The 24,343-nt window shown below is 45.8% G+C and carries 17 protein-coding genes; 16 read left to right on the forward strand and 1 reads right to left on the reverse strand.

The annotated features are described in order from the left end of the window. Window positions 1-5 precede the first annotated feature (5 nt). The 11 genes from H9626_RS11325 (at window position 6) to H9626_RS11375 (ending at window position 11,025) form a co-directional block, all read left to right on the forward strand. The gene (locus tag H9626_RS11325; RefSeq protein ID WP_191710527.1) at window positions 6-407 is read left to right on the forward strand and encodes a hypothetical protein; all 402 of its coding nucleotides are present in this window, start codon (window positions 6-8) and stop codon (window positions 405-407) included. 370 nt (window positions 408-777) lie between these two features. Further along, complete coding sequence (gene rpoN / locus H9626_RS11330; protein ID WP_191710528.1) at window positions 778-2,256, forward strand: RNA polymerase factor sigma-54; 1,479 nt, start codon at window positions 778-780, stop codon at window positions 2,254-2,256. Window positions 2,257-2,345: 89 nt separating this feature from the next. Continuing rightward, window positions 2,346-2,942 (forward strand): hypothetical protein, encoded by a 597-nt coding sequence (locus H9626_RS11335; RefSeq protein ID WP_178256318.1) that lies wholly within the window; start codon window positions 2,346-2,348, stop codon window positions 2,940-2,942. 34 nt (window positions 2,943-2,976) lie between these two features. Then, entirely contained in the window at window positions 2,977-3,357 is a 381-nt protein-coding gene (gcvH, locus tag H9626_RS11340) for a glycine cleavage system protein GcvH (RefSeq protein ID WP_178256312.1), read from the forward strand. Between the two features lie 31 nt (window positions 3,358-3,388). Continuing rightward, window positions 3,389-3,898, forward strand: a complete 510-nt coding sequence (purE, locus tag H9626_RS11345; protein ID WP_178256311.1) for a 5-(carboxyamino)imidazole ribonucleotide mutase — start codon at window positions 3,389-3,391, stop codon at window positions 3,896-3,898. A gap of 2 nt (window positions 3,899-3,900) precedes the next feature. Beyond that, a complete protein-coding gene (locus H9626_RS11350) occupies window positions 3,901-5,751 on the forward strand; it encodes a 4-hydroxy-3-methylbut-2-en-1-yl diphosphate synthase (RefSeq protein ID WP_191710529.1) in 1,851 nt (616 codons plus the stop codon). A 320-nt stretch (window positions 5,752-6,071) separates the two neighbouring features. Next, complete coding sequence (gene rplM, locus H9626_RS11355; RefSeq protein ID WP_178256309.1) at window positions 6,072-6,533, forward strand: 50S ribosomal protein L13; 462 nt, start codon at window positions 6,072-6,074, stop codon at window positions 6,531-6,533. 5 nt (window positions 6,534-6,538) lie between these two features. Continuing rightward, window positions 6,539-6,925 (forward strand): 30S ribosomal protein S9, encoded by a 387-nt coding sequence (gene rpsI, locus H9626_RS11360; RefSeq protein WP_178256308.1) that lies wholly within the window; start codon window positions 6,539-6,541, stop codon window positions 6,923-6,925. A 216-nt stretch (window positions 6,926-7,141) separates the two neighbouring features. Further along, window positions 7,142-7,978, forward strand: coding sequence for a 30S ribosomal protein S2 (gene rpsB / locus H9626_RS11365; RefSeq protein WP_191710530.1), 837 nt, complete (start codon window positions 7,142-7,144; stop codon window positions 7,976-7,978). A 150-nt stretch (window positions 7,979-8,128) separates the two neighbouring features. After that, entirely contained in the window at window positions 8,129-8,953 is an 825-nt protein-coding gene (gene tsf, locus H9626_RS11370) for a translation elongation factor Ts (protein WP_191710531.1), read from the forward strand. 122 nt (window positions 8,954-9,075) lie between these two features. After that, complete coding sequence (locus H9626_RS11375; protein ID WP_191710532.1) at window positions 9,076-11,025, forward strand: glycoside hydrolase family 97 protein; 1,950 nt, start codon at window positions 9,076-9,078, stop codon at window positions 11,023-11,025. 55 nt (window positions 11,026-11,080) lie between these two features. Here H9626_RS11375 and dnaG read toward each other — a convergent pair whose 3' ends face one another. Continuing rightward, complete coding sequence (dnaG, locus tag H9626_RS11380; protein ID WP_191710674.1) at window positions 11,081-13,195, reverse strand: DNA primase; 2,115 nt, start codon at window positions 13,193-13,195, stop codon at window positions 11,081-11,083. A 462-nt stretch (window positions 13,196-13,657) separates the two neighbouring features. On the opposite strand from dnaG, the gene H9626_RS11385 reads away from it, so the two are divergent. The 5 genes from H9626_RS11385 to H9626_RS11405 all read left to right on the forward strand — a co-directional run bounded on the left by H9626_RS11385 (window position 13,658) and on the right by H9626_RS11405 (window position 24,343). Continuing rightward, window positions 13,658-15,589, forward strand: a complete 1,932-nt coding sequence (locus tag H9626_RS11385; protein WP_191710533.1) for a glycoside hydrolase family 97 protein — start codon at window positions 13,658-13,660, stop codon at window positions 15,587-15,589. Window positions 15,590-15,682: 93 nt separating this feature from the next. Further along, window positions 15,683-18,805: a SusC/RagA family TonB-linked outer membrane protein gene (locus tag H9626_RS11390; protein ID WP_178257084.1), complete on the forward strand. Its 3,123-nt coding sequence runs from the start codon at window positions 15,683-15,685 to the stop codon at window positions 18,803-18,805. Between the two features lie 19 nt (window positions 18,806-18,824). Further along, complete coding sequence (locus H9626_RS11395; protein WP_191710534.1) at window positions 18,825-20,543, forward strand: RagB/SusD family nutrient uptake outer membrane protein; 1,719 nt, start codon at window positions 18,825-18,827, stop codon at window positions 20,541-20,543. Between the two features lie 316 nt (window positions 20,544-20,859). After that, entirely contained in the window at window positions 20,860-22,866 is a 2,007-nt protein-coding gene (locus H9626_RS11400; protein ID WP_191710535.1) for a glucosidase family protein, read from the forward strand. A gap of 4 nt (window positions 22,867-22,870) precedes the next feature. Beyond that, window positions 22,871-24,343, forward strand: coding sequence for a hypothetical protein (locus H9626_RS11405; protein WP_178257087.1), 1,473 nt, complete (start codon window positions 22,871-22,873; stop codon window positions 24,341-24,343).

The raw sequence follows: 24,343 nt of genomic DNA on the forward strand, positions 1-24,343 counted from the left end.
ATATTATGAGAAACAAAAGCATTAATAGTAATAAGCAATTCATGATAGGCAACGGGCTGTTGGCGTTTGGGGTTTTCTTTGTGGTTTGTCTGTTCTTGTATTTGGGCTTCCGTTCCCGTTCGAAAGGCGAACAGCGGGCGTTTGAAGGTGTTTATACTGTAGAAATCGCATCCGGGTTTGCAGGCGACAGCCTGTCGGTTTTTGTGAACGACAGTCTGCTGATGAACCGCACGATGGGCAGTGCCGATGTTACATTACAGATAGAACGGTTTGCAGAAGAAAGCGTGTTGATGGTGGTCGATAACCGTACGGAAAACATCACGCCGTTTAATCTGAATCCCAAAGGAAGTAAGGTTAGCGTATCCAAGCGGAACGGAAAAGTGTTTATCGAAGAAGAGGGCAACTGATTGTTATCGCACTAATGAGAAAACTTCCGGTGACGGATAAGTCATAAGGTGAACCCTGAAAGTTGGATGGAAAAACTTTCAGGGTTTATTTTTTATTATTGGGCTGATTGATTTAATGTGTTGATTTTTAGGAGGTGTTTGCTTTCGCTTGGAGCCGAAAAATTCTACCCGTAGAACCAATGAACTCTATGGGTAGAACCGGGCAACGCTACCGCATGGGATGACCAACGCTAACGGTAGCGTTTTTCCGGTTCTGTCATCATGGTTTTCTTCCGTTTGTTCGGCTGGGTTTAAAAATTATTCAGTATCCAATCGCAGGTTATTACGATACAAATTCGTACTTTTGTGACAACTAAAAATTATGAAGGATATGGCACAAAGTTCACGTCAGGTACAAACTCAAGCACAGCAACAAATACAGACTTTATCACCCCAACAGATTTTGGCGGTGAAATTGCTGGAACTCCCTACCGTGGAGCTGGAAGAGCGTGTCCGTGCGGAACTCTTGGATAATCCTGCATTGGAAGAAGGTAAAGACTCTGCCGATTCGTCGGATGAGGCGGAAGAAAACTATGCCACCGACGAGGACGGAGAACCGAATACCGATTATGGAGAAGACCTCTCGCTGGGCGATTACCGGAGTGAGGATGACATACCGGATTATAAACTTCAGGAAAATAATCATTCAAAAGATAATAAGCCCGAAGAAATCCCTTTTTCGGACAGCGTGTCTTTCTATGAGACACTGAAAGAACAGCTTGACATGCAGAATCTTACGCCGGAGGAAAAACAGTTGGGCGAATACCTTATCGGTTCGCTGGACGATGACGGACTCTTGCGTAAGTCTACCGAAACGCTGATTGATGAACTGGCTATTTATCAGGGAGTTTACGTAACATCAGAACAGTTGGAGCATGTTCTGTCGGTCATCCAAGATTTCGACCCTGCCGGGATAGGCGCACGCAGTTTGCAGGAATGTCTGTTGCTGCAAATCAGGCGCAAGGAAGATTCCCCGTTGAAGCAGATAGAGTACGACATCATAAGCAAATGTTGCGACGATTTCACGAAAAAGAATAAAGATAAAATCATCCAGAGACTCGGCATCACCGAAGAACAGTATAATCAGGCAGCGGCAGAGCTCACCAAGCTGAATCCGCGTCCGGGCAGTTCGTTGGGTGAAACGATTGGTAAAAATATGCAACAGATAGTGCCCGATTTCATCGTGGAGACGGAAGAAGACGGAACCATCAACCTGAGTCTGAATAACCGCAATGTGCCCGAACTGCGGTTGAGCCGCGAGTTTACCGAAATGTTGGACGAACATACGCGCAACCGGGCAAACCAAAGCAAGGAGTCGAAAGATGCACTGATGTTTTTGAAACAAAAAGTAGATGCTGCTCAGGGTTTTATCAATGCGGTGAAACAGCGTCAGCAAACCCTTCTCAGCACCATGCAGGCGATAATCGACCTCCAGCGCCCCTTTTTCCAAGAAGGCGATGAGTCACTACTCCGCCCGATGATTCTGAAAGACGTGGCTGAACGTGCGAAACTTGACATTTCAACGGTGTCGCGCGTGAGCAACAGCAAATACGTACAGACTAATTACGGCATTTATTCGCTGAAATTCTTTTTCAGCGACGGCTATACGACGGAAAGCGGTGAAGAACTTTCCGTGCGCGAGATAAAACGCATTTTAAAAGAATGTATCGACGGTGAAGATAAGGCGAACCCTTATACCGACGACGAACTTGCCGATATGTTGAAATCGAAGGGTTACCCCATAGCCCGACGTACGGTGGCAAAGTATCGGCAACAGTTGAACATCCCCGTGGCACGTTTAAGAAGATAATCATGGAAGAAACGAATATCCCCGACCAACTGGCTTACCATCGGTTTAATAGGAACCCGCAAGATGGAGCTGCAAAAGGCAGACTCTTTATGACGGCGCGGATTATTTCGGCTGTTTTTACTCCGTTTATGGTTCCTTTTGTAGCCTTTTTGCTGCTCTTTTTGTTCACTTATTTGCGCATTATGCCCCTCGGTTATAAGGTGACGGTACTTGTTCTGGTTTATTGTTTCACCATTTTTCTGCCGATGCTGGGCATTTACTTGTTCCAAAAAATAAACGGGTGGAGCATCCACGAATTAGGGAATCGCAAAAAGCGTTTTATCCCTTACGCAATGACGATTTTGAGCTACATAGCCTGCCTGATAACGATGTACCGCATCCATATCCCCCGTTACATGAGCGGTATCGTTGTCGCAACGCTGATTTGCATGATTCTGTGTGCGGTAATCAACATCAAATGGAAAATCAGCACCCACATGGCGAGTTGCGGCATCATGGTAGGCGGGCTGCTTTCGTATAGTTTTATTTTCCAGTTCAACCCCGTAAGCTGGCTTTGTTTCTTTATTTTGCTGGCAGGTTTGCTGGGTTCGGCACGGATAATAGTCCGTCAGCACACGCTTAACGAAGTAGGAGGCGGTTTTTTAGTCGGTTTGTTTTGCGGAGTCGTCGGAATTTTGTTTATTTGAAGCTAAATTGTTTAATCCCTTAAAAGATAAAATTATGAATTTCCCAACCAATGTAAAGTACACCAGCGAACACGAATGGATTCGCATGGATGGAGAAGAGGCTTATGTAGGCATTACTGATTATGCGCAACAGCAATTAGGCGACATCGTTTTTGTTGACATCACTACCGAAGGCGAAACGCTGGAAAAAGGCGAGACGTTTGGAACCATTGAAGTTGTAAAAACCGTGTCAGACCTGTTTATCCCCGTCGGCGGAGAAGTATTGGAAGTGAACCCGGCTCTGGAAGAACATCCCGAACTGGTAAACCAAGACCCTTACGGCGAAGGATGGCTGATAAAGATGCGTCCTACCGACCCCAATGAACTTTTGGGCTTGCTGGATGCAGAAGCATATCAGAATATAATAAATGAATGATTTTTTGAATTTTAAAACCAAGTAATTTGAAATGAAACCCATTGTAAGTATCATTATGGGCAGTACGTCTGACCTTCCTGTTATGGAAAAAGCGGCAAAACTGCTTGATGAGATGCAAGTTCCGTTCGAAATGAATGCACTTTCAGCTCATCGCACTCCTGCCGAAGTGGAGAAATTTGCAAAAGAAGCGGCCGGAAGAGGCATTAAAGTAATTATCGCCGCTGCCGGAATGGCGGCTGCTCTGCCGGGCGTAATCGCTGCAAATACAACCCTGCCGGTTATCGGAGTTCCGGTAAAAGGTTCGGTACTCGACGGAGTAGATGCACTTTATTCCATTATACAGATGCCTCCGGGCATTCCCGTGGCTACGGTTGCCATAAACGGAGCGATGAATGCAGCTATTCTTGCCGTGCAGATGCTTGCATTGGCAGACAGTGAATTAGCTCAGAAGTTTGCTGCCTATAAAGAAGGGCTGAAGAATAAAATCGTGAAGGCTAACGAAGAATTGAAAGAAGTGAAGTTTGCTTTCAAGACGAATTGATTATGGATCTTTTCAACTATTCACGAAGACAGGCGGATGAGGTGAACGTCGGGGCAACTCCGATGGGTGGAGACAACCCTATCCGCCTGCAAAGCATGACTAACAAACCTACCACGGACACGGAGGCTTGTGTGGAACAGGCTATACGTATCATCGAAGCAGGAGGAGAGTATGTGCGCCTCACCACACAGGGGACGCGCGAGGCTGAGAATTTGAAAAATGTAAACATCGGCCTGCGTGAAAAAGGATATGATACCCCTTTGGTGGCCGATGTGCATTTTAATCCTAACGTAGCCGATGTTGCTGCTCTTTATGCTGAAAAGGTGCGGATTAATCCCGGAAACTACGTGGATGCCGCGCGTACCTTCAAGTCGCTGGAGTATTCCGACGAGGAATATGCCGCCGAAGTGCAGAAAATACGCGACCGCTTCGTTCCCTTCCTCAATATCTGTAAAGAGAATCATACGGCAATCCGTATCGGAGTAAACCACGGTTCGCTGTCCGACCGCATCATGTCGCGCTATGGCGATACGCCGCAAGGCATGGTAGAATCGTGTATGGAGTTTTTGCGCATCTGTGTGAGCGAACATTTCACTGATGTCGTTATATCCATCAAAGCCTCGAATACCACCGTCATGGTGAAAACCGTGCGTCTGTTGGTACAGCAGATGGAAGCTGAAGGCATGGCTTTCCCGCTTCATCTGGGAGTAACCGAAGCCGGCGACGGCGAAGACGGGCGCATCAAATCGGCATTGGGTATCGGTGCGCTGCTTGCCGACGGTTTGGGTGATACCATCCGCGTTTCGCTGAGCGAAGAACCCGAAAACGAAATCCCCGTAGCTCGGAAAATTGTGGATTACGTTATCCGTCGGGAAAATCATCCTTATATTCCCGGAAAAGCCGCCCCCGAATTTAACTACGTGGATTCGGCACGCCGCAAAACGGTTGCAGTAAAAAATATCGGCGGAAATAATCTGCCCATAGTGATTTCTGCACGCTTGGATAGCGACGACATGGCGGTAAATGAATCCTTTAAGCCGGATTACATCTATTGCGGGCAAAAACTGCCCGAAGTGATGCGTGCGGATATCGGCTACATGGTAGACGCAACGGCATGGAACGGAACAGAAAATACCTATCCGGCGTTTACCGGTCAGCAGTTAATCGAGCTGCATTATTCTCCGGCACCGCTGAAGTTTCTGTTTACTTCTTATATGGGGATGAACGATGAGGTGATAGCCTGCTTGAAACGCCATCCCGAAGTTGTGATTATTGCACAAAGCAATCACCCCAACCGGTTGGGCGAGCTGAGAGGAATCGCACACCAACTGATGGCGGAAGGACTGATGAATCCGTTGGTATTTTTCCAACATTATCAGGAAACCGCGCTCGAAGACTTCCAGATAAAGGCAGCTGTAGATATGGGTGCGTTGGTGTTTGACGGGCTGTGTGACGGTATTTTGCTCTATAACCTTTGTGAGAGCGAATTTACATCTGCTCAATCCGATGAAACAGCCTTTGCCATCTTGCAAGCCGGACGCTTGCGGACTTCGAAAACGGAATACATTTCATGCCCCGGATGCGGCCGTACGCTGTATGACTTGCAGGCTACCATAGCCCGCGTGAAAGCGGCAACGTCTCATCTGAAAGGCTTGAAAATAGCCGTTATGGGATGTATTGTCAACGGTCCCGGTGAAATGGCAGATGCCGATTACGGTTATGTAGGTGCCGGACGAGGAAAAATCAGCCTCTATAAAAAGAAAGAGTGCATCGAAAAAAACATTCCCGAAGAAAAAGCAGTAGAAAAACTCGTAGAGCTGATCAAGGCAAACGGAGATTATCACGAGAAGTAAGCACTTCGATATAATGAAAAGGCGTGTACATTACGAAACTTAAAAAAAGAAAGTCGGTACACGCCGTTTTTCTGTAATCAAATCTGAAATAGCGTTTTCGGAGAAGCGAATATCCTAAGAAGCTATAAAAATCAATTCTTTACCAGCAAAAAAAGTAGAAAATTTTTGCCTGTTCACGGAAAAGCCGTACCTTTGCACGCCGATTATTATCAAAAGTGACAAAATTTAATCCGAAACGTTTTGTTTGTCTTTGTCCGAAGATGAATGAGACGCGAGGAAAGTTGTTTTTTAGTAGTAACATTTTAAAAAAAGATTTAAGAGTGGATACTTTAAGTTACAAGACCATTTCAGCAAACAAAGAAACTGCAACGAAAGAATGGGTTGTAGTTGATGCTACCGATCAGGTCGTAGGCCGTCTCGGTGCGAAAGTTGCAAAATTGTTGAGAGGAAAGTACAAACCGAACTTTACTCCTCATGTAGATTGCGGCGACAATGTAATCATTATCAATGCAAGCAAAGTAAAATTTACGGGTAAAAAATGGACCGACAAGATTTACCTGCGTTATACAGGCTATCCGGGCGGACAGCGTGAAATGACTCCGGCTGCTTTGATGGCGAAACCCAACGGCGCTGAGAAGCTGATGAAGAAAGTCGTAAAAGGAATGCTTCCTAAAAATCGTTTGGGCGATAAATTGCTGGGCAACTTGTATGTTTATGAAGGAAGCGAACATACACACGAAGCTCAATCTCCGAAAGTAATTGATATTAACTCACTTAAATAATAGAAATGGAAGTAGTAAATGCATTAGGCAGACGTAAAAGCGCGATAGCTCGCGTTTTCGTAAGCGAAGGTACGGGAAAGATTACTATTAACAAGAGAGACCTTGCACAGTACTTTCCATCATCCATCCTACAATATGTAGTAAAACAGCCGCTGAACAAATTGGAAGTTGCTGAAAAATATGATATCAAAGTAAATCTGCGTGGTGGCGGTTTCACCGGTCAGTCACAAGCTCTGCGCTTGGCTATCGCTCGTGCGTTGGTGAAAATCAATCCGGAAGACAAGAAGGCACTTCGTGCTGAAGGCTTCATGACTCGTGACTCACGTGCCGTTGAACGTAAGAAACCGGGACGTCCGAAAGCACGCCGCAGATTCCAGTTCAGTAAACGTTAAGCTTTTGAGTTTGTTAGTTTTTAAGTTTGTAAGTTTGTTTAAGTAATCGGTTTCCCCAGACTTACGCCGACTCAAGAGCTTAAAAACTCAAAAACTTAAAATAAAAGCGTTTAGTATCTAAACCGTCGGGATTTTCCCTACATGGTTTGCGGAGAAACTACCCGGCAGTTGGTTCAATTAACAAAAAAGAAAGTAAACGATTTAAAGATTAAAACAATGTCAAGAGTAAATTTTGATACATTATTGGAGGCTGGTTGCCACTTCGGACACCTTAAAAGAAAGTGGAACCCGGCAATGGCTCCCTATATTTTCATGGAACGCAACGGAATCCATATTATCGACCTTAACAAAACCGTTGCTAAAGTAGATGAGGCTGCTGAAGCCCTGAAGCAAATTGCAAAATCAGGAAAGAAAATCCTGTTCGTTGCTACTAAGAAACAAGCAAAACAAATCGTAGCTGAGAAAGCTACATCTATCAATATGCCTTATGTTATCGAACGTTGGCCGGGCGGTATGTTGACTAACTTCCCCACCATCCGTAAGGCTGTGAAGAAAATGGCTACTATCGATAAGTTGACTAACGATGGTACATTCTCTAACTTGTCAAAAAGAGAAATTCTTCAGATCTCTCGTCAGCGTGCTAAATTGGAAAAGAACCTCGGTTCTATTGCTGATTTGACTCGTCTGCCGTCTGCATTGTTTGTTGTTGACGTATTGAAAGAAAATATCGCAGTACGCGAAGCTAACCGTTTGGGTATTCCTGTATTTGCTATTGTAGATACAAACTCAGATCCTTCTAATGTAGATTTCGTAATCCCTGCAAACGATGACGCTACCAAGTCTATCGAAATCATTCTCGATGCTTGTTGCGCAGCAGTAGCAGAAGGATTGGAAGAAAGAAAAGCTGAGAAGGTAGACATGGAAGCTGCAGGAGAAAATACTCCGAAAGCTCCGAAGAAAAAAACGGCTAAAGCGCGTATGGATAAGGCTGAAGAAGATGCAATCAACGCATCTAAGGCTGCCGCTTTCATCGACAAAGAAGAAGAGGCTTAATATTTATTCAAGAATAGAAGATTGAGAATTGAAAATTAAAGGAATTGATTTTATTATCCTTTTTCTTTAATTCTCAATTCTCAATTTTCGTATATGACGTTCTTGAACATTCATTTTTAATTTTCAATTTCTAATTTAAATAAGATTACTATGGCTGTAAGTATGGCTGATATCCAGCACTTGCGTAAAATGACAGGAGCTGGTATGATGGATTGCAAAAACGCTTTGACCGAAGCTGAAGGAAACTTCGATAAAGCAATGGAAATTATCCGTAAAAAAGGACAGGCAGTAGCTGCTAAACGTTCTGACCGTGAAACTTCAGAAGGTTGCGTTTTGGCTAAGTCTACCGGAGATTATGCCGCTATGATTGCGCTGAAATGTGAAACTGACTTCGTGGCTAAGAACTCAGACTTCGTGGCTTTGACTCAGGCTATCCTCGATGCTGCTATCGCTAACAAATGTCAGACTATCGACGAAATCAAAGCTCTTCCGATGGGTAACGGTACGGTAGCTGATGCTATTGTTGAACGTAGCGGTATTACGGGTGAAAAAACAGAATTGGATGGTTATAACTTCGTTTCTGGAGCTTGCACTGCTATTTACAACCACCAAAATAAGAACCAATTGTGTACGTTGGTTGCTTTCAACAAGGCTTGCGACGAAAAGGTTGCACACGAAATCTGTATGCAGATTGCAGCTATGAGTCCGATTGCTATCGATGAAGCAGGTGTTCCGGCTGACGTATTGGCTCGCGAAAAAGAAATCGCTGCCGATAAAGCACGTCAAGAAGGTAAACCTGAAAACATGATTGAAAAAATCGCAATGGGACGTTTGGGCAAATTCTACAAAGAAGTATGTCTGCTGAAACAAGAAAGCATCATGGATCCGAAGAAAACGGTTGCTGATGTTTTGAAAGCTGCTGACCCTGAATTGGCAGTAGTTGACTTCAAGCGTTTCACTTTGCGTGCTGAATAAAATCAGTCCTTGCGAGGGACTTTAAGATAAGGCATGGATTTTATAAATGGGAGCCTCTCACTTGTAAATTCCATGCCTAATTTTTTATCCGGATAATTTGTTTTATTTTTTAATCTAAATACATGAAATACATTTGGCTATTTGTTTTGATTTGCTGTGTTGGCGGTAATTTGGCAGCAAAAGAGATTGTTTCCTTACTCTCTCCGAACGGAAAGATAGAAGTAAAAGTGCGTGCTTCGGATAAAATTTATTACGACATCTTTCTGGAAGGAAATCCTGTATTAGAAAATAATGTACTGAGCCTGACTTTGCGTGGCGAAACTTTGGGATTGAATCCTGTGGTAAGAAAGGTTCAGAAGACACAAATTAATGAAGAGTTACATCCTGTTGTTCCCTTAAAATATGCTACGGTTGCGAATCGGTGTGCCGAAGCCTTTATACAGATGAAAGGCAACTGGGGAATACGGTTTAGAGCGTATGACGATGGGGTAGCCTACCGTTTTGTGTTGCAGCGGAAGGGGGAGGTTGAGGTTCTGACGGAGGAGATGAATTTAAACGTTCCTGACGACTGTTTGCTTCACTTGCAGCAGCCGGGAGGTTTTAAGACTTCGTACGAAGAAGCCTATACGCATGTGGCTTGTCGGGACTGGAAAACAGAGAAACGTTTGGCTACTCTCCCTGCGTTGTTTGAAACGGCAGATTCTGTTCATATCTTGATTTCCGAAGCCGATTTGCATGATTATCCTTGCCTCTTTCTTACAGGAGACAAGGAACGGGGAATAACTTCTGCTTTCCCGAAAGTTCCGTTAGAATTTGGCGAAGACGGAGACCGGAGTTTGAAGATTCTTCAAGAGGCGGATTATATAGCCCGTACATCCGGAAAGCGAGATTTCCCGTGGCGGTACTTTGTTGTGACGGCAGACGATAAGGTGATTGTTGAGAATACGATGAATTGCAGGCTGTCGGGACAGAGCAAGCTGGAAGATGTTTCGTGGATACATCCCGGACAGGTGAGCTGGGAGTGGTGGAACGGAGCTTCGCCCTACGGCGATGACGTGAATTTTGTTTCCGGATTTAATCTGAATACATATAAATATTATATTGATTTTGCTGCCAAGCACGGAATCCCTTATATCCTTTTAGACGAAGGGTGGGCAGCAAGCACGTACGATCCTTATACCCCGAATCCGGAGGTAGACGTACACGAACTGATCCGATACGGAAAAGAAAAGAATGTAGGAATTGTGTTGTGGCTTACTTGGCTGTGTGTCGACCGTCATCCCGAATTGTTTGCTAAATTCCATGAGTGGGGAGTGAAAGGCGTGAAGATTGATTTCATGGACCGTAGCGACCAATGGATGGTTAATTTTTATGAGCGTGTAGCCCGTGCAGCAGCCGAAAATCATATTTTGGTCGATTTCCACGGTTCGTTCAAGCCTGCCGGGTTGGAGTATAAATATCCCAATGTGCTGTCTTACGAGGGAGTGCGCGGTATGGAACAGATGCAGGGATGCACACCCGACAACAGCCTTTATTTCCCTTTCATAAGAAATGCCGTGGGCGCGATGGATTATACACCGGGAGCCATGATAAGTATGCAGCCGGAGGTATATAGCGGTTGCCGCCCTAATTCGTCGAGCATCGGGACACGTGCTTATCAGTTGGCACTGTATGTTGTGTTCGAAAGCGGTTTGCAGATGCTTGCCGATAATCCTACTTTATATTATCGCAACGAAGACTGTACCCGTTTCATTACCGATGTCCCTGTTACGTGGGATGAAACGAAAGTTTTGGCTGCCGAAGTGGGGAAATATGTGATAGTGGCAAAGCGGAAAGCCGGAAAATGGTATATAGGCGGCATTACGAATAACGAAGAGAAGGAGCGTAGTTTTAGCTTGAACTTCGACTTTCTGCCGGAAGGGAAACAATATAAAATGACTTTGTTTGAAGATGGCATCAATGCCGGTCATCAAGCCATGGATTATCGGAAAAAGGAGATTACGGTAAAGCGTGGCGATAAGTTATCGGTAAAGATGGTTCGTAACGGCGGTATGGCTGCCGTGTTGGAGTGATTATAAAAACAGCAGCAGATGTGTATTCGTATGCACATCTGCTGCTGTTTCCCGCTTACGGTTTTAACACCACGCGGTCGCCGGCATTTTGTGCCATCAGGCTCTGTGTTTCGTGCAGTTCCTTGTAGTGTTTCATGATTTCCGCACAGCGCACCGGGTCGTTGGCGATGGCAGGGTCGGTCAGCGCCTGAAGCGTGTGCTTCATTTCCTCGTCTACGATAGACAGTTTGAAGTCGACCAACAGGCGGGGAATCAGTTCGTACAAACGTTCTTCGTCGGTCACTATTTTCTGCCCTTTCGAGTGGTATTTGCTAAGTTGGTAACGCTCGCTTATCATGTCTACGGCAAGTTTGCTTACCTGCGGGTCGGGGTGGGCGATGAAATACCGCTCGGCGGTAAAATGTTCATCGTGCAAGTGGGCTTCCGCTTCTTTCAGAACCCGGCGGTGGAGTGCGTCGTGAAACTGAAGTTCGTCTTCTTTCAGGCTTGAAGCGATACATTCGATGACAGTCAGCGGGTGCTGCTCGCCGTTCTCGTCTTCTACGTAACACATGATTTTCTCTCCGTGGCGTATCAGCATCCGGATTAATTCTTCTTCTTTGGCATAGAAAACGCTTTGTTCGTTTCCCGTGGTGGGGATAAACGAAGTGTAATTGTCCGGTTCTTCACTTTGAGGCGCGGGCGAGATAACAGACGCGGGTATGTCTTCCGGAGCGGGAGGAGGCGGAACGGGTGTCGATGCATCCGATGGGGGAAGCGTGCCGGCAGGTTGCGACTGCCGTGTTTCGTCAGCAGGCGAAAGGGCGTTGCGCTGCTCCCGTTCCCGTTTGCGCTGTTCTTCCTTGAATTTTGTTTCGCGCGCCTGTTCGATAAGTTTCGCCGTGGCTTCCACCAATATTTTTTCTTCCATCTGGAGCAACTGGCTGCATTCGCGGATGTATACCGAACGCACAATGGCGTCGGGTATCACCGAGATACTCTTCACGATGCTCGAAATCAGTCCGGCACGCTTGATGGGGTCTTTCCCGGCTTCTTCCAACAGCAGGTTGGTCTTGAAGCGGATAAAATCCACCTCGTGGGCGTTGATATAGGCTTGGTAATCCGTAGCGTTGTGCTTGCGGGCGAAGCTGTCGGGGTCGTCGCCGTCGGGCAGGAGGCAGACTTTGACGTTCATGCCTTCCTCTAACAACATGTCAATGCCTCGGATGCTTGCCTTGATACCCGCTCCATCGCCATCGTAAAGCACGGTGATGTTATTCGTAAAGCGGTGAATCAACCGGATTTGGTCGGACGTAAGCGCCGTACCCGATGAGGCTACCACGTTCTCAATTCCGCTTTGGTGCATCGAAATCACGTCGGTGTAACCTTCTACAAGGAAACAGCGGTCTTGACGGACGATTGCTTGCTTGGCAAAATAAATGCCATACAGCTCTTTGCTTTTGTGGTAGATTTCCGATTCGGGCGAGTTGACGTATTTCATCTGCACGTTTTTCGTTGCCGCACTCAACACACGCCCTCCGAACGCCACCACCTTTCCCGAAATGGTATGTACCGGGAAGATGACACGTCCCCAAAAGCGGTCGCGCAGGGTCCCGTCGTCTTTTTTGTAACACAGTCCGGTTTTAATCAGGAAATCTTCTTTGTAACCTTTCTGCAAGGCAGCCTTTGCCAGTGCGTCGCGGCTCTCCGTGCTGTATCCTAATTGGAATTTCTTGATGATGTCATCCCGGAATCCACGTCCGCGCAGGTACGTCATTCCGATGCGTTGCCCGTCGATGTGATTATATAAAATGTCTTGAAAATATTCGGAAGCAAACTGGTTGACCACGAACAGACTTTCGCGCAGGCTGTTTGCCTGCTTCTCCTCGTTGGTCAGTTCGCGTTCCTTGATTTCGATGTTGTACTTCCGCGCCAGCCATTTCAGTGCTTCGTAATACGAGAGCTGTTCATGCTCCATAATGAAGTGAATCACGTTTCCTCCCTTTCCGCAGCTGAAACATTTACATACTCCCTTGCTGGGCGATACGCTGAACGAAGGGGTTTTTTCGTTGTGGAACGGGCATAGCCCGATGTAGTTGACGCCCCGTTTGCGTAGCGTTACAAATTCGGAAACCACATCAACTATTTGTGCGGCGTCCAATATACGGTCTATGGTGGCTTGGTCTATCATAATCAAACGACAAATGTACGGAAAAAACTGGAACAGACGTTTTATTTTTTGTGCGAAGATGAGCATTTGTTTTTATTTTCATCCGGCTTTGTCAGAGGCTTAAAACACTATGGGAAGAACCGGGCAACGCTATGGGAAGCGTTGGTCAACGCTACCGCATAAGATGACTGACACTAACGGTTGCGTTTTGGGGCGGAACTGCACCGGTAAATTTGAACCGGTGCTGATATTTCAGGTGCTGAAAGCTGTAAAAAAGAACGGAAATATATCAGAAATCGGTTGTGTTTGTATTTATATGATTATCAGTATGTTACTGATTTATTTGGACAATAGAGGCAGGATTTTGGACAATAGAGATAGTGGTTTGTACTTTTCTGACCGTAGTTTGTACTCTTCGTTTCATGGGTTTTACTTCTATCTTATACCTTTGCCATCAAAGTTAACTAATCAAAAAACCTATTTATGAAAAAGACTTTATTGATACTTTCGTTAATCTTGTGCGGAGGCAAGATGATGGCGGAAAATTACACCGTAAAATCTCCCGATGAAAACATTGTCGTAAATGTGGAAACGGGAGCGATTACCACCTATTCTGTGAGCTTTAAAGGGCAGGTCGTATTAAGTCCTTCTCCTATCTCAATGACATTCGATAACGGTACGGTTATCGGCCGGAATATGAAAGTTACCGATGTGGATTACCTTTCAGAAGATAAAACGCTGACTCCGGTCATTCGTCAGAAGAGCAAAACGATACGCGACCATTATAATGAAATGGTGTTGAGCGCAGATAAATACCAGCTTCGTTTCCGGGTGTACGATGACGGTCTGGCTTACCGGTTTCATACCGATTTTGCCGATTCTTTAAAAGTGCTGAGCGAAGAAGCTACTTATTGTTTCCCGAAAGACTATAACACATTGTTCCCCGAAGAACGTACCATGCTGTCGGCACAGCAACCTTTGTTTAAGCCGATGAAACTTTCTGAAATTCGTCCGGAGCAGTTTTGCAGCACTCCCATCCTGATAAAGATAGACGATAAGGCGCGTATCTTCATCAGCGAATCCGACTTGGAAAGTTATCCGGGAATGTTCTTGAAGAAACAGGGCAAATACGAACTGGCAGGCAAGTTTGCCGCTTACTCGTTAGAGGATGAAAAAACCGACGACCGTCAGATATTCCCCACCAAGCGTGCCGATTATCTTGCCCGCGTGAGCGGAACGCGCAACTATCCGTGGCGTGCGATGATTGTGGCCGAAGATGATGCCAACCTGATAACCAATCAGCTTATCTATAAGTTGGCTCCCGAATCGGAAGGAGACTACTCATGGGTACGTCCGGGAAAAATCGCATGGGACTGGTATAACGCTTTGGCGCTGTATGATGTAGATTTCAAAGCGGGTGTGAATAATGAGACGTATAAATATTATATCGATTTTGCTTCGCGTTACGGAATCGAGTACGTGGTGCTCGACGACGGATGGTCGGAAGCATGGGATGTAACCAAGACCGTTCCCGAAATCAACATGGAGGAACTGGTGGCTTACGGAAAGAAAAAGAACGTCGATCTTATTTTGTGGGTATCTTGGGCTCCGTTCCGCGAAAAGTTGGATGAAGCATTCGACCTGTTTAGCAAATGGGGTATCAAAGGTATCAAGATGGACTTCATGAACCGCGATGACCAAGAGATGGTTGACTTCTATTACACCGTAGCTCGCAAAGCAGCCGAACACAAACTGTTGGTAGACTTCCACGGAGCTTACAAACCTACCGGATGGTTACGTACTTTCCCCAACGTGCTGACTTCGGAAGGAGTAGCCGGTCTTGAGAATCATAAATGGGGAAGTTTCGTTACTCCGGAACATAACGTAACGTTGCCTTTTACACGCATGGTGGCAGGTCCGATGGACTATACGCCGGGAGCGATGCTCAACTTCCACGAAAAAGACCACAAGATATGGTTTAACCTTCCTGCCTCTGTGGGTACGCGCTGCCATCAGTTGGGCATGTACGTGGTATACGAAAGCCCGTTGCAGATGTTGGCCGACTCTCCTTCAAACTACTACCGCGAAGAAAAGTGCATGGAGTTCTTGAGCCAAGTGCCCGTGGTATGGGACGAGACCCGCGTGCTGAAAGCATCGGTAGGAGAATACGTGGTAGTGGCCCGCCGTTCGGGAGACACATGGTTTATTGGCGGCATGGTAGGTAAAAAAGGACAAACCTTCGACATCAACCTCGACTTCATCAAAGGAACAAAAACGATGACCAGCTGGGAAGACGGAGTAAATGTCGACATACAGGCAAGAGACTTCGCCTGCCGCACCAAGAAAGTAAAACAAGGCGATACCGTAACCATCAAGATGTATGATGGCGGAGGTTATGCGGCTATCATCAAATAAGTATTTGCGGGAGTTATCCAAACTCCCGTAAAGCCCATTGATTAATTATCTAATCGTGTGAACACATACTTACTAAATCTAATTACTTATCTAATGAAAACATTTCAATCAAGTTCAAGTAGCAAGCATCTCTTGATAGCGGGTATGCTTGCATGGGGAATTTTGCCGACGTTTGCAAGTCCCGCTACCGCCCATGAAGCAACGGATGCTGCTCCTATCGTTCAGCAGGATGTTACGCTGAAAGGAACAGTTGTAGATCAGAAGACGGGCGAACCTATCATCGGTGCTAATGTGGTTGTAAAAGGTACTACCAACGGAGTGATTACCGACATCGACGGTAACTATATGTTACAAGCTCCCGTAGGTTCTATTTTGGAAATATCTTATATCGGATATCAGAGTTTGGAAATCAAGGCTACGGCTCAGCCCCAACACATAGAGCTTGGTGAAGATACGCAAGCGTTGGAGGAAGTAGTGGTGGTAGGTTATGGCGTACAGAAGAAAGCAACCGTAACCGGGTCTGTGGCTACGGTAAAAGGAAGCGAACTGAAAGCCACCGGTACACCGAACGTTACCAATATGTTTGCCGGTAAGATTCCGGGTGTAATTACTACCTCGAATTCCGGTGAACCGGGCAATGACTGGTCTGATATTTATATCCGTGGTAAAGGTTCATTGAATAGCAATAGTCCGCTGGTTGTAATCGATGGTGTGGCAGACCGTAACGGCATCAGTAACTTGGAGCGTTTGAATCCGAACGATATTGAGTCTATCAACGTATTGAAAGATGCTTCTGCCGCTATCTATGGTGCGCAGGCTGCCAACGGTGTTATCTTGGTTACTACCAAGCGCGGTTCGTCTGCCAACGGCAAACCGGTCGTAAACTATAACGGTTCGGTAACGCTGGCTCAAAACACCCGTACACCCGACTTGATGAATGCCTATGAGTACATGGTTTACGATGATGAAATCAAGCGGTATAACAATCAGACTCCTCTTTGGGAAAGCGTGAAAAACGGTTATTTGGACGGAACGATTGACCGCAACCAGTATGGCGATACCGACTGGATGGACGTATTGTTCCGTGGCGTAGCTCCCCAAACCCGTCACTCTCTGTCTATCAACGGAGGCACGGATAAGGTAAAATATTACGTTTCAGGCGACTATTCTTATCAGGAACCGATGTATGAGAATACGGTATTCAACTATAATACCTATCAGGTACGTTCGAATATTGATGCTCAGGTAACAAAAGATTTGAAAATCAGTGTAAACCTCGACGGACGTAAAGAGCGTCGTAACCAGTCTATCTATCCTACGTCTACCATCTTCTGGGAAGCGATGCAAGTTCCCCCTCACATGTACGATTATTATCCGAACGGATTGCCGGGACCGGGTATCAATAACGGAAATAACATTGCTATCCTTGCTTCCGGAAAAGATACGGGATACGATAGAGTAGACGATTACTTTATAAACTCGAAGTTTGCTTTCGAACTGAACATGCCGTGGATTACCGAAGGACTTTCTTTGTCGGGTTACGGAGCGTTCAACTTCCATTTCCGCAATGAAAAGCAGATGTGGGATGTATGGGATACCTATACTTATAATACACTGACGGGTAATTATGATAAGCAAACCACTAACCCCGAAGGAGGTACGATTAAGTTGGACCAGTCGCATGAGAACAACTTGTCTCGTACGCTGCACCTGAAGTTGGCTTACGACCGCGTATTTGGCGATCACCATGTAAGCGCATTCGTGGCTTACGAACAAAACAAGTACGATGGTGAAGTATTTGCGGCAGAACGTAACTATTTCTTAAACAGTAAGCTGGATTACCTAAACTTTGGTGGAGACCGTGAAAAGACCAACTCCGGTAGCGGCTATATTTCAGTGCGCCAGAACTTCTTCGGACGTTTGAACTATACGTTTAAAGACCGCTATATGTTTGAGTTCTCTATCCGTCGAGACGGTTCAATGAACTTTGCTCCCGGTCATCGTTGGGGTACATTCCCCGGTTTGTCTGCCGGTTGGCGTATCAGCGAAGAAAAGTTCATCCGCGAGAAAGCTCCTTTCATCAACGACCTGAAGTTGAGACTTTCTTGGGGTAAGTTAGGTAACGATAACGTAGACGCTTTCCAATACGTAAGTCCGTATGTGATGGAGAACGGTGCCATTTTAGGCAGAACTCCGGCATTGGGCAAAGCCATTTACCCGGGCGTGCTTGCCAATCCGTATATTACATGGGAGAAAGTAGACTCGAAGAACATCGGTGTCGACGGAACTTTCTGGGATGGCATGTTAGGATTTACTGTTGAATATTTCTTCCAGAAGCGTACCGATATCCTTGCTCCGCGTCAGGCTTCTATCCCTTACTACACCGGATTGGGAAATACGCTTCCCGATGAAAACTTGGGTGAGGTCAATAATCAAGGTATCGAATTTATGTTGAGTCACCGTAATAAGATAGGAAACGTAAATTATTATGTAAGCGGTAACTTTACCTTCGCAAGAAACAAGATTGTATATTTCGATGAAGCTGCCAACATTCCCGACTGGCAACGTGAAACGGGAGGCCCGATGGATACGTGGTTGATGTATAAAACCGACGGTATTTACCAGACTTGGGATGAGATTAACAGCACTCCGCATTTGTCAGGAACTCAGCCGGGTGACATCAAATACGTAGATGTAGACGGTAACGGAGAAATAACGGATAACGACCGAATCCGCAGCAATACCAGCAACGTTCCTGAAATCGTGTACGGCATCAACTACGGTATCGAATGGAAAGGATTGGAAGTAAGCATGTTGTGGACAGGACAAGGGAGAGCCAGCCAGATGATTGTGCCTTACTCTTATAACTTGGATAAGGATTTCTATGAAAACCGTTGGATTTCTGCCGAAGAAACTCCGAACTCCAAATATCCGAGAGCTTTCAATAAAGACGACCAAATCAATACGAAATGGAGCGATTTCTGGCTGTATGATGCTTCGTTCATCCGTTTGAAGAATGTGGAAATAGCCTATAATTTGCCGCAACGAATCGTAGAACGCTTGAAGATGCAGAACATCCGCCTGTCATTGACGGGTACAAACTTGCTGACGTTTGATAAGATTAAGATACAAGACCCGGACTCAAAAGCTACCGGCTTTAATCAGGCATATCCGATGGCAAAAACTTATTCGTTTGGCGTTAATGTCACTTTCTAACCTTTAAAAGAATACGTATATGAAAACAAAAATATTTAAAACGATTGGTCTTGGGGCATTGATAGCTTCTGTAGGAGCGTGCGACATCTTGGATGTTGAGCCTTTAGACACTTATACAAAAGAAGATGTGTTTACTGATGTAAGCCTGTTACAGTCATACGTACACCGTAATTATAACCTGCCTCAAACCGGTTGGGATCAGAGCGCTTTGCGCTTCTCATGTGATGAAACGTATAATAACTTTAACTGGCAATCTTCGTACACGGTACTTGAAGGAAGCGTAACTCCCGACCAGTTGGGTAACTTGGATATCTGGAGTGCGTATTATGAGAACATCAAGAACTGTAACATCTTCTTCGAAAACATGGACTATGTAAATCAGGTAGACGAACCGGAAAGAAGCTACCTGATAGGCGAAGAAACCTTTTTCCGCGCTTTCTATTACATGTCATTGGTAAACCGTTACGGCGGTGTGCCTATTATAACGAAGTCTTATAATCTTGAAGATACCGACGAGATGATGGATGTGAAACGTGCAAGCTATAAGGAATGCGTAGACTCCATTATTACATGGTTTGACCGCGCTGCAAACTATTTGCCTGAACAATATAGTGATGACGCTGACTTTGGACGAGCAACAAGTATTGCGGCAAAGGCGATGAAGAGCCGTATGTTGCTGTATGCAGCCAGTCCGTTATGGGCTTCGGAAAGCGGTAGAACCTATCAAGAGGCAGCTGATGCAGCCAAAGAGGTTATCGACTTGTGTTTAGCCAATGGTATGGATTTGGATCCCGATTATGGAGGTATGTTCTTGAATCCTGAAAGTCAGGAAATCATTTTCGAACGCTTGTATGACCAAGAGCACGGACATTATTTTGATTGGGATAACTCACCTAACGGGTACGGTGGCTATTCCGGTACTTGCATTACTCAAGAAATGGTTGACAGCTATGAATTGCCGGGAAGAACATTCCCTGACAGGACATGGTATACCACAGGCGATTCAACGGATGTTAATCCGTGGCAAAACCGTGACCCGCGTTTCTATGCATCTGTCTTATGCGACGGACAAGAGTTCAGAGGACGTGAAGTTGCTTTCTATGTGCAGGAAACCGAAAATGAGAAAACTCATAAGATTGAAGTTGTATCAGGTGGTATAGATAGTGAATTCGGAAATCAAAACTGGAACTATTCTAAGTCTCACTATACCATTCGTAAGTTTATGGATGAAACCTTGCGTGTGGCTTGGACAGATAAAGGAAGTCAGCCGTGGATCTATTGCCGTTTGGGTGAAATTTACTTGAATTATGCCGAAGCATCTTATTTTGCCGGAGATGAAGAAACGGCTCGTAAATACCTGAACTTGATACGTCAAAGAGCACGTAACTACGGTGTACAGTATTTGGAACAAGATATCCCCGATATGCTTCCGGATATTACAGCGAGCGGTGACGAACTGTTCGAGGCTATTCAGCAAGAACGTAAGGTTGAATTAGCCTTTGAGGAACATCGTTTCTTCGATGTACGTCGCTGGAAAAATGCTGAAGAAAATCAAGTCGGGCAATTCCACGGCATCCGAATCTTGAAGAAATTGAATGGTGTAAAGAACTATAAGATAATAGAGTTAGGAAAAGTACGTAGCTTTATAGCTCCGAACCACTATCTTGTCCCGATACCGAACTATGAGCGTCGCAAGAACAGTGCGTTGGAACAAAATCCGGGTTACTCTGACTTGTAATCGTACAGAATCAGAACAACATGAACCGATAGATGTGTAGGGTTAGGTTATAGTAGCAATAAACGCTGCCGCGTTTATAAATAAATGTGCCCGCGTTTTGAAAAAAATACGGGCATATTTTTTATTTTTACCCATCGGAAAACACTACCGTTAGTGTTACTCATCTTATGCGGTAGCGTTGACCGGTTCTACCCATAGTGTTGATCGGTTCTTCCCATAGCGTTTTTCAAGCCGCTGACAAAGCCTGATAACGTTTGGACAAACCTGTTGTTCGAGATAAATCATAGAATAGTAACTGAATAAAAATTAGAATGTTATGAATGTGTTTAAAACACTGGCTGTAGCCGGATGTTCATTGCTTGCCTTAAACGGGGCGGCTGATGAATCTCCACGTTGGCATATTGCACCGGATAATAAAATCGTGTGGACAGTTGACGGGCAGATTCCTCACGAAGACCATATTGAAATGAGCGGCAAACAAGTATCGGTGGTATTGCGATACGGAGTGGATTGCAACGGAGGATTCACACTGAATAAAAGCATGGTATGGCCTCTGCTGCGAACTATCCCCAACAATACCCATGCCAGCCTGATGCGTCGTTACGATTGGAATCCGCTGAGCGGCATCACGGTAAACGGACGCAGCTTTACCAACGAGAAAGTAAAAGATATTACGCTGAAAGGAATGCTTACGGTAAAGAGTACGTTCGATCAGGGTTATTACGGACAGTGGGAGCTGACCCGCGAATATCTGCCTTCGGCAGAACTTCCTGCTTTGGTGGAACTGTATCAGGTGGTGAATACGGGTAAGGACAACCTTTCCATTGAAATACCGGAAGACGGTTTTGTGGCTCATACAGACCCTGCCAAAGGGGTGACAGGCTCGTATACCATCGAAGGAAAACTTGACCGCAACGGATTTTTCACCTTGCAGCCCGGCGATACCCTGCGCTTTACTGCTTCTGTTTCTGCACATCGGCAGAATGAAAGTCCGGTAAAGATTGATGCTGAGGCTGAGAAGGCGAAACGCATGGATTTGGTAAACGGATGGATGGATAAACTGGTGTTAGAAACTCCCGATTCTGTTATCAACCGCATGTTTGCTTTTTCTAAAATCCGTGCTTGCGAAAGTATCTACGAAACACAGGGCGGGCCCATGCACGGCCCCGGCGGAGAATCGTATTACGCGGCTATTTGGGCAAACGACCAAGCAGAGTATATCAATGCTTATTTCCCTTTCACCGGGTATGAATACGGCAATGCTTCCGCACTGAACTCGTTCCGTCATTTCGCACGCTTTATGAACGACGAATGGAAACCCATTCCCAGTTCGATAGTGGCCGAAGGGCTGGACATCTGGAACGGAGTAGGCGACCGCGGGGATGCGGCAATGATAGCGTACGGAGCATCGCGTTATGCGTTGGCTTACGGAAACCGTGAGGTGGCGGAAGAATTGTGGCAACTCATTACGTGGTGTCTGGAATACTGCAAGCGCAAACTGAATGCCGAGGGCGTGGTGACATCGGATACCGACGAGCTGGAGAACCGTTTCCCGTCGGGCGATGCGAACCTCTGTACGTCGTCACTCTATTACGATGCGTTGATTTCGGCTTCTTACCTTGCAAAAGAATTGAACAAGGGTAGTAAGATTGCCAATACATACCGCAGCCAAGCAGCCGAACTGCGTAAAAACATCGAAAAATACTTCGGAGCCAAAGTTGAAGGATTTGATACCTACGCTTATTATAAGGGTAATGACATTCTCCGTTCATGGATTTGCATCCCGCTCACGGTGGGTATCAACGAACGTGCGCAAGGAACCATCGATGCTCTGTTCTCACCCCGCTTGTGGACGGAAAACGGGCTGCTGACCCAAGCAGGCGACCAAACTTTCTGGGACCGTTCTACACTTTATGCTCTGCGTGGCGTCTATGCGGCAGGCGAAACCGAAAAGGCTACCGATTACCTGCACCGTTATTCGGCAACCCGTCTGTTGGGTGAACACGTGCCTTATGCCATCGAAGCATGGCCGGAAGGCGGACAGCGTCACTTGTCGGCAGAAAGCGGCTTATACGGGCGCATCATCACCGAAGGCATGTTTGGCATTCGTCCGGTCGGATTTAAGGAATTTATCGCCACTCCCCGGCTTCCGCAGGCATGGAATGAGATGAGGCTTCGCAACATTTGTGCTTTCGGAACTACATTCGACATGGAAGTCAATCGCTTGGCTAATGGAAAGTTGCAAGTGTCTGTTTGGCAGAAAGGGAAAAAGAAAACTTATACAGTGAAAGACGGAAATTCTATTAACATCAAATTAATGTGATTTTATGAAACACACTTTACTTATTGGTTTGTCGGTTTTATGCCTGATGGGGTGTGGCACTTCTCAAAAGGAGAATGACGGACAACTTACTCCGGAGCAGATTTCTGTATTTACATCGTCCGACAAGGATTTGGAAAATGTGTATATGTGGGCGAAAAAGACGGCATTGTCGTATGCTCACGACGGAACGGATTCGGTAGGCTATTGGTATGAAGCGGCTTTGCCGCAGCGTGAGGCGTTTTGCATGAGAGACGTGTCTCATCAGTCGGTCGGAGCCCAGATATTGGGACTTGGGCAGCATAACAAAAATATGTTTACCCGCTTTGCGGAAAACATCAGCGAGAGCAAAGATTGGTGTACGTACTGGGAGATAAACCGTTATAACAAACCCGCTCCCGCCGATTACCTGAACGACAGCGAATTTTGGTATAACCTGAATGCCAACTTCGACGTAATGCAGGCTTGCCTGAAAATGTACGAATGGACGGGCGATAAGGATTATCTTACCGATTCTTGTTTCACCAATTTTTACGACAAGTCATTGAATGAATACATCACTCGCTGGAAGCTGGAGCCTGAGAATGTAATGGCTCGCCCGCGCTATATGAACCAGCCGGACAACTTTGATGTGAATAACAATTTCCATACTTGCAGGGGACTGGCTTCGTATGTCGAGAATTTCAGAGGATTGACGATGGGGGTCGATTTGCTGGCATCTCTGTATGCCGGATATAATGCCCATGCCCGGATTGCTGCATTGTGCGGCAATGAAGAACAGGCACAGCAGGATATGTTGCGTGCGCTTCAGTATCGCGACATCATGGAAAACCAGTGGTGGAGCGAAGACAGTTCGTATTATCAGACTTTCTGGACGGAAGACCGCAAATTTTATCGGGGTGAGGGAGTTCCTTTCATCTTATGGTTTGGGGCTACAGAGAATCCCGACCGCATCCGTGCTTCCGTAAAAGATATTCTGAGCAGGGAGTGGAACGTAGAAAACTTGTCGGCTTTCCCGGTTCTGTTGTATCGGTTAGGATATTATAAAGAGGCTTACGATTACATGGTTACTTTGCCTCAGATGGACCGTTCCGAATATCCGGAAGTATCGTATGGTATTGTCGAAGGGATGGTTAGCGGCATGATGGGTGTGGTTCCTTCTGCCAGCCGGAATACGATTGCTACTTGTTCGCGCTTACCGGAGGGAGTAAATGAAGCACAGATAGCAAATGTTCCTGTAATGGATGGCTATGTTACGGTGAAACATACGGGACGTTCGGCTACTGAAATAGTAAACAATACCGGCAAGGATTTGACTTGGGAGGTTTCGTTTGTAGGCAACTGTCCGCAGGTTGAGGTAGACGGGAAAACTTATTCTACCGTACAGACGCAAGACAACAATGGCAATACGATTGCCACGGCTTCTGTAGAACTGCCTGAAGGAAGCACGCTTACGGCTAAGGTTATTTCTCTTAATTGA

This window comes from Phocaeicola faecium (genome assembly GCF_014837055.1).
Lineage (GTDB): Bacteria > Bacteroidota > Bacteroidia > Bacteroidales > Bacteroidaceae > Phocaeicola > Phocaeicola gallinarum.

Excerpts from the sequence above, each read along its gene's own strand:
- H9626_RS11325 (WP_191710527.1), top strand. The coding sequence starts at position 6 with ATGAGAAACAAAAGCATTAATAGTAATAAGCAATTCATGATAGGCAAC.
- tsf (WP_191710531.1), top strand. The coding sequence starts at position 8,129 with ATGGCTGTAAGTATGGCTGATATCCAGCACTTGCGTAAAATGACAGGA.
- rpsB (WP_191710530.1), top strand. The coding sequence starts at position 7,142 with ATGTCAAGAGTAAATTTTGATACATTATTGGAGGCTGGTTGCCACTTC.
- H9626_RS11395 (WP_191710534.1), top strand. The coding sequence starts at position 18,825 with ATGAAAACAAAAATATTTAAAACGATTGGTCTTGGGGCATTGATAGCT.
- purE (WP_178256311.1), top strand. The coding sequence starts at position 3,389 with ATGAAACCCATTGTAAGTATCATTATGGGCAGTACGTCTGACCTTCCT.
- H9626_RS11400 (WP_191710535.1), top strand. The coding sequence starts at position 20,860 with ATGAATGTGTTTAAAACACTGGCTGTAGCCGGATGTTCATTGCTTGCC.
- rpsI (WP_178256308.1), top strand. The coding sequence starts at position 6,539 with ATGGAAGTAGTAAATGCATTAGGCAGACGTAAAAGCGCGATAGCTCGC.
- H9626_RS11385 (WP_191710533.1), top strand. The coding sequence starts at position 13,658 with ATGAAAAAGACTTTATTGATACTTTCGTTAATCTTGTGCGGAGGCAAG.
- dnaG (WP_191710674.1), bottom strand. The coding sequence starts at position 13,195 with ATGATAGACCAAGCCACCATAGACCGTATATTGGACGCCGCACAAATA.
- H9626_RS11390 (WP_178257084.1), top strand. The coding sequence starts at position 15,683 with ATGAAAACATTTCAATCAAGTTCAAGTAGCAAGCATCTCTTGATAGCG.
- H9626_RS11405 (WP_178257087.1), top strand. The coding sequence starts at position 22,871 with ATGAAACACACTTTACTTATTGGTTTGTCGGTTTTATGCCTGATGGGG.
- H9626_RS11335 (WP_178256318.1), top strand. The coding sequence starts at position 2,346 with ATGACGGCGCGGATTATTTCGGCTGTTTTTACTCCGTTTATGGTTCCT.
- H9626_RS11375 (WP_191710532.1), top strand. The coding sequence starts at position 9,076 with ATGAAATACATTTGGCTATTTGTTTTGATTTGCTGTGTTGGCGGTAAT.
- rpoN (WP_191710528.1), top strand. The coding sequence starts at position 778 with ATGGCACAAAGTTCACGTCAGGTACAAACTCAAGCACAGCAACAAATA.
- H9626_RS11350 (WP_191710529.1), top strand. The coding sequence starts at position 3,901 with ATGGATCTTTTCAACTATTCACGAAGACAGGCGGATGAGGTGAACGTC.
- gcvH (WP_178256312.1), top strand. The coding sequence starts at position 2,977 with ATGAATTTCCCAACCAATGTAAAGTACACCAGCGAACACGAATGGATT.